Origin of the sequence: Vibrio sp. 10N.247.311.12 (genome assembly GCF_041467515.1) — a bacterium.
GTDB classification, from domain to species: domain Bacteria; phylum Pseudomonadota; class Gammaproteobacteria; order Enterobacterales; family Vibrionaceae; genus Vibrio; species Vibrio crassostreae_C.
Genome location: NZ_JBFSUV010000076.1, coordinates 1 through 10,667, shown reverse-complemented (window position 1 = coordinate 10,667; position 10,667 = coordinate 1). Strand labels below are relative to the sequence as shown.

The following is a 10,667-nucleotide window of genomic DNA, read 5'->3' as shown; positions in this document are numbered from 1 at the left end:
ACCTCAGCCTTCCAAGCTGATGATGCGGGTTCGATTCCCGCTGCACGCTCCAACTTCTCCTTATGCTCCATGACGTGCTTTATTCCAGCGACACGCTATTCAAAAACTTTCTCCGTTAGTTAAATCCATAGTCATTAAATCTATACTGATTAAACTTATTTTGTTTAAGCTTAGATTGACCAACCAAAGCTATTAACTCCTTAATTCGCTTCGTATTTCTGACACCTATCCAAATCACACATTGCAGTTCAGCTTTTAATGATTTTCAAAATTGTTCCAATTTAATAATCTTGGTCAATATCTGCAAAAATCATTGTGTTAATGTGCGCGCATTAGCAACAACCCATAAATAATAAAAAATGTTTAAAAGCAATGAGTTAACAATTAGCATCGAAGCAATTAATGTCGCGCTAGCAAAAGTCGAAAATGCCAATAAAATTCAGCTAGATACATTGAAAGGTTATGTGAACAGCGAGCCTGAACAAGCTGTACTGGCTTTTCGATCGCTGAATGAAGCAGAATCAATCGACGACAAGTTTAAAAAGATCATGGCAGAGCTACCGCACCTGAGCGGCGAAGCACACCACCTGCTTGAAACTTCTATCTTGCTACAGTGACTATAAATAAAGATAAGCCTCAGCGAATCCCTCACAGCAAAGCGCTTTAGGTATAAGTTAAGACTTATCTTTAATTTTCTAGCCCTCATTGAATTTCTAATTCAACAAAGCGCTATTGATTAACGTCTAAAGCGTTAACGACTTCACCATACCCGCTTCAGCGTGACCAGGGATATTGCACGCTAACTCTACGTTATTATCACCATGAAAATGCCAAAGCATCTGCTTCGCTTTGCCCGGCTTAACCGTGACTGTACTGCCCGAGTCATGAGCGTGATTACCCATTTTTTTCATCATTTCACGATGCTCTAGCTGCTCTGAGGCAGAACCAATCGAGAATTCGTGATCAATCTTGCCTGTATTCATCACAACAAACTGCACTACGTCATTTGGCTCTATATCGACCTTGTTTTTAAATGTGATTTTCATATCATCACTTAGCAGCACATGAACCACTTTATCGGGCTTCGCGCCTTGAGCTGGCATCCCAACTTCTGACATACCTTCCATGTCCATCATTCCATCCATATTCATCATCTTTGAATGGTCCATCTTTCCACCCTTCATCATGCTGTGATCCATCTTCGAGTGGTCCATTTCTCCACTCTTCATCATCGAATGATCCATATTTGAGTGATCCATTTCAGCAAAAGCCGTTGCAGTAGTTAACGTCAGTGCAATCGCAATAAGTGTCTTTTTCATGATCGTTCCTTAGATTAATTCAGTTATTTATTTGTTAGTTTCACATGTTCATGTGGTACGCCCTTACCCACTCTGTTTTTGGTAGGTAAGGGCTAATAATCAATACGTTATTTGTTTGTCTCGTTTTGGCTATGCGTAATCTCACGCTGTTTCCAGAGCTTAAAGATTGCAGGCAACACCAGTAGGGTAAGCAATAATGCGGACGCCATTCCGCCTATCATCGGCGCTGCAATTCGCTGCATCACTTCAGAACCCGTTCCCTCGCCATACATAATTGGAATGAGGCCAATGATCACCGTAAGTACTGTCATCATCACTGGGCGAACACGCAGTCCTGCACCCTCACGAATCGCATCCGTTAAGTCTTCACTCTGAAGTGCTTGCTGGTTCTGCTCCGCATCCAATTTTTTGTAGTGCCATGCTTGATTTAGGTAGACCGACATAATGACGCCTATCTCAACAGCTACCCCGGCAAGGGCGATAAAGCCCACACCCACCGCAATCGAGAAGTTGTAATTGAGGACATGCATCAGCCATAGGCCACCAACCATCGCGAGTGGCAATGTCAGCATGATCATCATCACCTCACCGACACGGCGGAAGCTGAGGTAGAGCAATAACATGATGATGGCGATGGTAATTGGCACAACCACACTCAAACGCTCCTTCGCACGCTCCATGTATTCGTATTGACCAGACCACGCCAATGAATAACCAGCAGGTAAGACGATTTGATCTGTAACGACTGTTTGCGCCTCTGCAACATAAGAACCAAGGTCGCGACCTTCGATGTCAACGAACACCCAACCATTAGGACGCGCGTTCTCCGTCTTAATCATTGGTGGCCCATCTTCATAGCGAATATCTGCAACATCAGATAAAGCAATTCGCGCTCCATTTGGTGTCACTAACGGCAGGTTCTGCAACTTAACGACAGAATCACGATAGCTTTGTGGATAACGGACATTAATTGGGTAACGCTCTAGCCCCTCAACGGTTTCGCCTACATTCATGCCACCAACCGCAGTCGAGATAACCTGTTGCACTTCTTTAATGCTCAAGCCATATCGCGCAGCCGAGCGACGTTTAATGTCTATCGTCACATAACGACCGCCTGCAACACGCTCGGCGTAGACAGAAGCCGTGCCGCTCACGCTGTTGAGGATGGGTTCAAGTTGCGAACCAATATCTTCAATCACGCTCAGCTCTGGGCCAGCGATTTTGATTCCGATTGGGGTTTTGATACCGGTCGCTAACATGTCGATACGGGTTTTGATTGGCATAACCCACGCATTGGTTAAACCTGGGAATTGAATCAGATCATCAAACTCTTTACGCAGAGACTCAGTGGTGACACCGTCACGCCACTGATCTCGCGGTTTAAGCTGAATCACGGTTTCAATCATGGTTAACGGTGCAGGATCGGTTGCTGTCTCTGCTCGACCAATTTTGCCCCACGTGGTTTCGACTTCTGGAATGGTTTTGATGAGCTTGTTGGTTTGTTGCAACAACTCACGAGCCTTACCTATTGATATGCCCGGATACGTGGTTGGCATGTACATCAAATCCCCTTCGTCCAAAGGAGGGATGAACTCGCTACCAAGCTTACTGGTTGGGTAATAAGCAGACGCCATTAAGCCAAGTGCGATAACAATCATCACCTTTGGATATTTTAGGCTGAGGTTCAGAAGCGGTTTATACATCGCCACTAGGCTGCGGTTGACTGGGTTTTTGTGTTCAGGTAGCACGTTGCCGCGAATGAAGTAACCCATTAGCACAGGCACAAGCGTGATAGCCAAACCTGCCGCTGCCGCCATCGCATACGTCTTGGTAAAGGCAAGTGGCGAGAACATCTTGCCCTCTTGGCCTTCTAACGCGAACACAGGCACAAAGCTCAAGGTAATGATAATCAGAGAGAAGAACAGCGGTGCGCCAACTTCTTCTGCTGCCTTACCAATCACCAGCCAACGGTTTTTGTCAGTGAGCGGAGTCCGTTCAATGTGTTTATGAACGTTCTCGATCATCACGATGGCACCATCCACCATGGCGCCAATCGCAATCGCGATCCCGCCAAGAGACATGATGTTGGCGTTAATACCCTGCCAATGCATCACAATGAATGCGCCTAAGATACCAACAGGCAGACTTAGCGCGATAACCAGTGATGATCGGATATGGAACAAGAACAGCGCACACACGACGGCGACCACGATGAACTCTTCAGCCAGTTTCTTCCAGAGGTTTTCAACCGCAGAATCAATCAAAGTCGAACGGTCATAAGTCGCGACAATCTCGACACCATCAGGTAAGCCAGCTTGCAGTTCAGCGAGTTTGGATTTCACCGAGTCGATCACTTCACTGGCATTTTCACCAAAGCGCATCACAATAACACCGCCAACCGCTTCCCCCTCACCATTGAGTTCCGAGATACCACGACGCATTTGTGGGCCAAGGTTAATGTCAGCAATGTCACCTAATAGCAGCGGAGTACCTTTGTCTGTCACCTTTAATGGCAGAGATTGAATGTCTTCGATGCTTGTCAGGTAACCTGTGGTACGAACCATGTGCTCGGCTTCAGCAATCTCGACAACAGACGCACCTGTTTCTTGATTACCATCTTGGATTGCCTTATTGACCTGTTGAAGTGTTAGGTCATATGCACGTAACTTGGCAGGATCAATCTGTACTTGGTACTGCTTCACCATGCCGCCAACGGTCGCCACTTCAGACACGCCTTCTACGGTTTGCAATTCATACTTCAAGAACCAATCTTGCAAACTACGAAGTTCCGCTAAGTCGTGCTGACCAGTTTTATCTTGCAACACGTAGCTGTAAACCCAGCCCACACCGGTTGCATCTGGCCCTAGTGTTGGCTTGGCACTCGATGGCAAGTTAGGTGCAACTTGGCTTAAGTACTCCAACACTCGTGAACGCGCCCAGTACATATCGGTATCGTCATTGAAGATGATATAGACATAGGAATCACCAAAGAACGAGTAGCCACGAACTGTTTCAGCACCCGGTACAGCTAACATGGCGGTGGTCAATGGATAGGTCACCTGATCCTCGACCACCTGTGGGGCTTGACCCGGATAACTGGTTTTGATGATTACCTGAACATCTGACAAATCAGGAATGGCATCGACAGGTGTATTTTTAACGCTGTATAAACCGCCAAATACGATGGCGACAGTGGCAACCAGCACTAAGAAACGGTTGCTAATAGACCAGCGAATAATTGCATTGATCATAGTTCGCCCTCACCCGTGCTATTCGTCGGTTCGAGAGATTTGAGCACATAATCAGAACCTTGCTTCGCCACTAGAAACCGAATGGTTTGACCCTCGGCAAACTCAGATAAATCAAGGTCATCACTGGCTTGGAAATTCATTTCACCCGCTTTCCAATTCCACTCAGGGACAGGCTGATGTTTTACGGTGATCATGCCAAAATCTGCCATCAACATGGTGATGTCACCCGTCACCCAAACTTCGCCAGCCATCTTGTGTTTGTTGACCTTGTAATCCACAACCTCGTACTGCCCTGACTCTGTCTTTCTCATCTCAAAATCAATCGCCTTACCACGTTGCACGTCACTCATGTCCAAGCCTTCCGCAAAGGTGAAATTCATCACCATGCCCGGCCAATCCCATTCAGGAACAGGCTGATGGTTAATCGTCACCATGCGGCTGCCTTGCATAACATCGGAAACTTCACCGTTCGCCCACACCGTTTCAGACTCTTCTTCAACGCCATTAATACGTGACAGATCAGCAGATTGGCTCGATTCAGAATCCAACATGAAGTGCGCAGAAGTGACAATGTTCTCACCTTGCTCTAGCCCTTGAAGCACCTCTATTTTTTCGCCAGCTTCACGACCAACCTCAATACGAGCAGAACGATACTTGCCAGAACCTTCTGACATTACCACTCGAGTCATACCACCGGAGTGAATCACCGAAGATCTTGGGATAGTAAGAACGGCTTCATCACTGATGGGTTTCAACGCAATATTGGCGAACATATTTGGCTTAAGCTCGCCATTTGGATTGGAGAACTTCAAACGAACGCGCAAGGTTCGAGTTTTTGGGTCAAGGATTGGGTACACGTAATCGACATTACCCAACCACTCTTTGCCGGGAATGGCATCTAGCGTCATCACCGCATTGCTGCCTGACGAGATCCAGTGCGCTTGACGCTCAAACACCTCAGCATCAACCCATACTTCGCCTAATGGGCCAGCACTGATCACTGCTTGTGCAGGCGAAAGGTAACCACCCTCTCGAATATTCAGGCTAGCGATGACACCATCCGCAGGCGCTTTGATTTCGATGGTTTGCGAGGCTTTCCCTTTACGAGCGATGGATCGTATCTGCGCTTTATCTACACCTAGGGTGACCAAGCGTTCAGTAGAGCCCTTGACCAATCCTTTACGACCTGTTTTATAAGCACTCAATAACTCTTCTTGTGCCTTTACAAGTTCTGGCGAGTAAAGCGTGAACAGTACGTCACCTTTATTCACTTTCTCGCCGACAGCGTTGATATAAAGCTTCTCAACCCAGCCAGCTGCTCTTACGTTGGTTTGCCACAATGTACTTTCATCGAACGCCACATAACCGACGGTTTCGATACGAGGAGACAGCGCTTCGAAGTTAACTTTCGCTGTTTTAACTCCCAGATTATTTTCTACCGACGAATCAATGAACACGGTACCGGGCTCATCTTTAACACCACTTGAGTCATCCGCGTAAACAGGGATTAAATCCATCCCCATAGGTGACTGACCCGGCTTGTCTCGCTGATAATTTGGGTCCATCGGAGCCACCCAATACAGAGGTTCATCCTTGGCCTGTTTACTGACATCTGCGCCTGTACTCGTTGCCATTGCTGACATGTCATGTGCTGGATTAATTAGAAAATGGTTCACACCAAAACCCAATGCACCACCGACCAATAAAGCGATTGTTGCTACTTTTACTGTACTCATTGTCTATTCCCTTATTGATTGGCTGTGTGTTTAGTTGCGCTTGAGTTGAGTTGTGGTTGGTTTACTTGGTATTCAAAGCCACTGACTAACGCCGCCAGTTTGCTGTTAACGATGTTGAGATCGGTGATCAAACGTTGTTGCTCTAACTTAAGCGCCAGCTCATCGGTCGTTGCTAAAATGACATCGTTAAACTGAGCGGTATTGTTTTGATAGCCCCTTTCAACCGCGCTGATTCGTGCTGCGGTTTGAGGAAGCAAGGACGTTTGATAGCGATCTAATCGCTGGATCAGATTTGATCTGTCCACCAGCAATGCGTTCACTTGCGCGTTCATTTGGGAAAGTAAGGTGTCTTTTTGAGATTTAGCCGCACCAACTTGATACTGAGCAGCCGATAAGTTTTTATCTTGTCGGCTCCCTGTAAACAGCGGGATGTCGACTGTCAGATAAGCACTCACCAGATCAGAAGCTGGTTCACCCGCCATGTTATTGGCTTGACGGTGTGCATACATCACTTCCACCCCAAACTGCGGGGTATAAGCTTGCTCGGCTAACTCAACCTGAGTTTGATTGGAGGAAATACTGACATCGGAGATCTTAACCAAAGGATGGTCAGTCAGTAGCTGGTAGTGCTTAGTTGAATCGATATTGGTCGCTAATTTGCTTTCCAACAACGACCAATCGATTTGGTTAGTTGCACTCAGTGTTCCCTGAGAATCAAGAACCTGAGAGCCTAGCCAATCAGAACCCAACCATTCAGAAAGCTGAGAGATTAAACGGCGCTGAACCTGCTGGTTTGCCTGTAGTTTCTCATCAAGCTTGCTCACTTGAAGCTGAGCATTAAGCAGATCTTGCGCTTCACTTTTACCAATCGAGTAATTGGTTTGTACATAGTTTTCAAGCTCAACCAACAAACGACGATTTTGACGAATCACCGACTCAGCCTTTTGCTGATAACCTAACTCAAGCCAAAGCTGCGTCATGCTATTCGCAACCGTCAATTCTCTTGCTTGCACCTGCAAAGCTAAAGCATCTGCCTGTTGGCCTGCCTTTTTCTGTTGGAGGTTAAGCGTATCGCCACGCTCAAACTGCTGCATCAACCCTACCGATATATTAGTCATCGGGTCTTCGTCGAATTGAAAACTATCGACAGGCAAACCGCCAAATCCGACTTTTAATTTAGGATCCATTAAGGTTGAGCTGGCAATGCCCGTTTCTCGCATCGCTTGAGACTGAGCAAAGTACTGTTTGCGATTTCCATCTTCGCTTAAAGCAATCTCAATCAGTGTATTGAGTTACTGCGTCGAGCTTGCTTGGTCATGTGCTGAAATGTGTTGAGCATTTGAAGCTGACGCCGTGGTAGCCGCGAGCGTAGCACTTGAAAACAAGGCCATAGGCAAGGTAGCAGCAACCACTAAGCTCGTGTTCATGACAAACACAGAGGTTGTTGGTTTCATATTCACAATGAATGTCCATATCTAACGCTAATTAGCGCATAAAAAAGAATGGCTTATCAGATTTATCTAACTGATAGAGCTGTATTTTTAGATATAGATTTATGCGGAAGGTGGGCGTAGCAAAGATTGAGCGCGTGCGACTTTCTGGCCAATCGTGACCGATTGAAAACGAGCTAATGAAAAGGAAAGTTGATCAACGGCTTGAACAGCCTGAATTGGATAGGGACTTGCAGAACACATTGAGGCACAGCAATCGACACTCGAACAATGGTTACCCATCATCGGACTGCCGTCTTCGCTCATTGAAGACATATCGCATTGAGCCATCAAAGCATGGGCACTCATGTTAGAGTCTTCAGCGTGTACTTCTTCACTCATCACATGACACCCTGCCATTGAATCATTAACCGAAGTATCGCTGTGGTAACAAGCCGACTTGCTCGACCCCATTTCCATCATCATTACTTCAGTCATCAAGGCTGAGGAGCTTGAGGCATAGCTAGACATCAACATCGCAATGATGCTGAAAACAATAATCCAAGTTTTTCGGAATGTGTTTGTCATAGTTTACCTTTGAATTTACAACGCAACTATAAACGTTCCCCTTAGGGTAAGGTCAATGCCATTGTGCCGATATTTACCTGACCGTTGAAAAAGTATTCATCCTCTCTTTCATCAAAATGAGATAATTCTTCGACTTTGCAGTTTTTTCTTTAAAAATTATCCAATTAGCTAGCGAAACCTCTATCTGTGTATTTTACTTAAAATAGTGCAACCACGATTCACGGATGAGAAAAATGGCTAACAAAAAAAACGTCGAAGCAAACAAGAAAAATACAGAAATCAAAAATAAGAAAAGTAACGAGCTAGAACAAAAGAAACCAACACAAAAAAAGAAGCTCAGACTGCATTCACACCTAAAAGTTAATATCCCACTTTTTCAATCACTCATGATGATACTGCCATCATTGGCTAAACACGCGTCTGCCCAGGGTGCAGACAGCTCGGGCGATACCGTAGATCAGCTACCCGTAAATAACGTGACAGAAAAAGATGTCAGCGACGACCATGGAAAAACAGACTCATCAGCGGTTACTCATCAAGAGGCTCAAAAGAGCGACAGCGACGTAAACTCGACCTTAAGTGCAAGCCACGATCCCCATGGCTCGAGCTCTAACTTGGTTCCTTCTCATCATTTGTCGACGCTTTCTCACCCGCAAGTCCATTACATTCCTTCGGTATCGATGCCGACCATCTCCTCAGGAAGTAACGGTCAGCCGACTCATTCGAATGCGCCTACAACGCCCGCTTTGCCCGTTACCTTCATGCCAGAAGTCATAAAAGGTACGTACGGAGAGCTTCATGTTGATGCAAATGGTCAATACACATTCGTATTGAATCCAAATTCTCCTCAATACATCCTGTTAAATCAGCACCAACCAGGTACTGACCATTTTGCGTTACATCTATCTAATGGCTCGAGCATCATTGTCCAGATACCAGTAACAGGTAAGCAAGACACGCCAAATATTTCTGGAGACTTAACAGGTGTGGTAACAGAAGATCACAATATTGATTCACAAGGCTTGTTACATGCGAACGGCAAAATCGATGTCATAGACCCTGACCAAAATGAAAGTTCGGTTACGCCGGAAGTTATCTCAGGTAAATATGGTTCATTAACTATCGATGCTGATGGACATTGGCAGTATCAAGTTGATAACTCGCTCTCTAATGTTCAAGCTTTAACCGCAGCCACTTCACTGCATGAAAGTTTCACAATTCACACCAAAGATGGCACACCGCAAACGATCGATATGACGATCGGCGGGAACGACGACAACGCCGTTATCACAGGTGTGGATGCTGGCACGTTAACTGAAGATTTAACGACACAAGTTCAAGGGCAGCTTTCGGTAACAGATTCAGATCTTGGAGAAGATCATTTTCAGGCATCACAAGTAACTAGCAATTTCGGTACGCTAAGCATCACCAAAGACGGTGCGTGGACATACAGTTTAGACAACAATAACCCAGTAGTTCAAAGACTTGGCCAAGGTTCAACTGCGACAGACATCGTCACTGTTCACTCAGCTGATGGTACAGCGCATCAAGTTACGGTTACGATCAATGGCACCAACGACCATGCAGTAATCACGAGTAGTACAGCAAATTCACCAAGTTCGTTTTTCGCTATCGGGACAAGTAATGGCTCAAGCCAAGTTACTGAAGATAAAGACCTAACGGTTTCAGGCCAACTCAACATCACCGATATCGACTCAAAAGAGGCGCATTTTTCTAATTCCGACCTCAAGGGGACACTGGGTACTTTACACCTTAAAGACAATGGCGATTGGAGCTACGACCTAGATAATAAAAACCCAAAAGTTCAGGCTCTTGGTCAAGGCTCTGCGACAACAGACATCATAACCATCCACTCCGCCGACGGCACTCCTCATCAAATTGCAATTACCGTTAACGGCACCAATGATAAAGCCGTGATAAGCGGAACCAGTGCTGGAGTGGTAACCGAAGAGTCCCAACTTCAGACCTCGGGCACACTTGCGGTAACGGATGTGGATACTGGCGAGGCACACTTCGCTACTTCATCCACAGGAAGTACCGATATTGCAGGCTCGTTTGGTACGCTTCATCTGACCGATACTGGTTCTTGGACGTACGATCTTGATAATAAAAACCCTGCCGTTCAAGCATTAGGTAAAGGAGCAACCGCTACCGACACCATCACGGTTCAATCTGCTGATGGCACGCCGCATCAAGTGACTATCACAGTAAATGGCACTAATGACACCGCTACTGTCAGCAGTGCGACCGTTGCTATCGATGAGACCGACAAAGCGGTAACCACATCAGGCACGCTAACCAGTACTGACGTGGATAATCCAG

At 46.0% G+C, this 10,667-nt stretch carries 6 protein-coding genes and 1 pseudogene; 2 read left to right on the top strand and 5 right to left on the bottom strand.

Features of this window, described 5'->3' with window-relative positions:
- Positions 1-359: 359 nt before the first annotated feature.
- Positions 360-617, top strand: a complete 258-nt coding sequence (locus AB6E30_RS22015; RefSeq protein ID WP_065583933.1) for a hypothetical protein — start codon at positions 360-362, stop codon at positions 615-617.
- A gap of 126 nt (positions 618-743) precedes the next feature.
- Here AB6E30_RS22015 and AB6E30_RS22010 read toward each other — a convergent pair whose 3' ends face one another.
- The 5 genes and pseudogenes from AB6E30_RS22010 to AB6E30_RS21990 all read right to left on the bottom strand — a co-directional run bounded on the left by AB6E30_RS22010 (position 744) and on the right by AB6E30_RS21990 (position 8,324).
- Positions 744-1,319, bottom strand: coding sequence for a cupredoxin family protein (locus AB6E30_RS22010; protein ID WP_372105255.1), 576 nt, complete (start codon positions 1,317-1,319; stop codon positions 744-746).
- Between the two features lie 107 nt (positions 1,320-1,426).
- Positions 1,427-4,570 carry an efflux RND transporter permease subunit gene (locus AB6E30_RS22005; protein WP_372105253.1) on the bottom strand — a complete coding sequence of 1,048 codons (3,144 nt, stop codon included), beginning with the start codon at positions 4,568-4,570 and terminating at the stop codon, positions 1,427-1,429.
- Complete coding sequence (locus tag AB6E30_RS22000) at positions 4,567-6,306, bottom strand: efflux RND transporter periplasmic adaptor subunit (RefSeq protein ID WP_372105251.1); 1,740 nt, start codon at positions 6,304-6,306, stop codon at positions 4,567-4,569. The genes AB6E30_RS22005 and AB6E30_RS22000 overlap by 4 nt, the downstream gene beginning before the upstream one ends.
- Before the next feature lie 11 nt (positions 6,307-6,317).
- Positions 6,318-7,760: pseudogene (locus AB6E30_RS21995) on the bottom strand (TolC family protein).
- A 99-nt stretch (positions 7,761-7,859) separates the two neighbouring features.
- On the bottom strand, positions 7,860-8,324 hold the full coding sequence (locus tag AB6E30_RS21990) for a hypothetical protein (RefSeq protein ID WP_372105249.1): 465 nt from the start codon (positions 8,322-8,324) through the stop codon (positions 7,860-7,862).
- A 233-nt stretch (positions 8,325-8,557) separates the two neighbouring features.
- On the opposite strand from AB6E30_RS21990, the gene AB6E30_RS21985 reads away from it, so the two are divergent.
- The coding region (locus AB6E30_RS21985) for a VCBS domain-containing protein (protein WP_372105247.1) at positions 8,558-10,667 on the top strand (2,110 nt) is incomplete at its 3' end.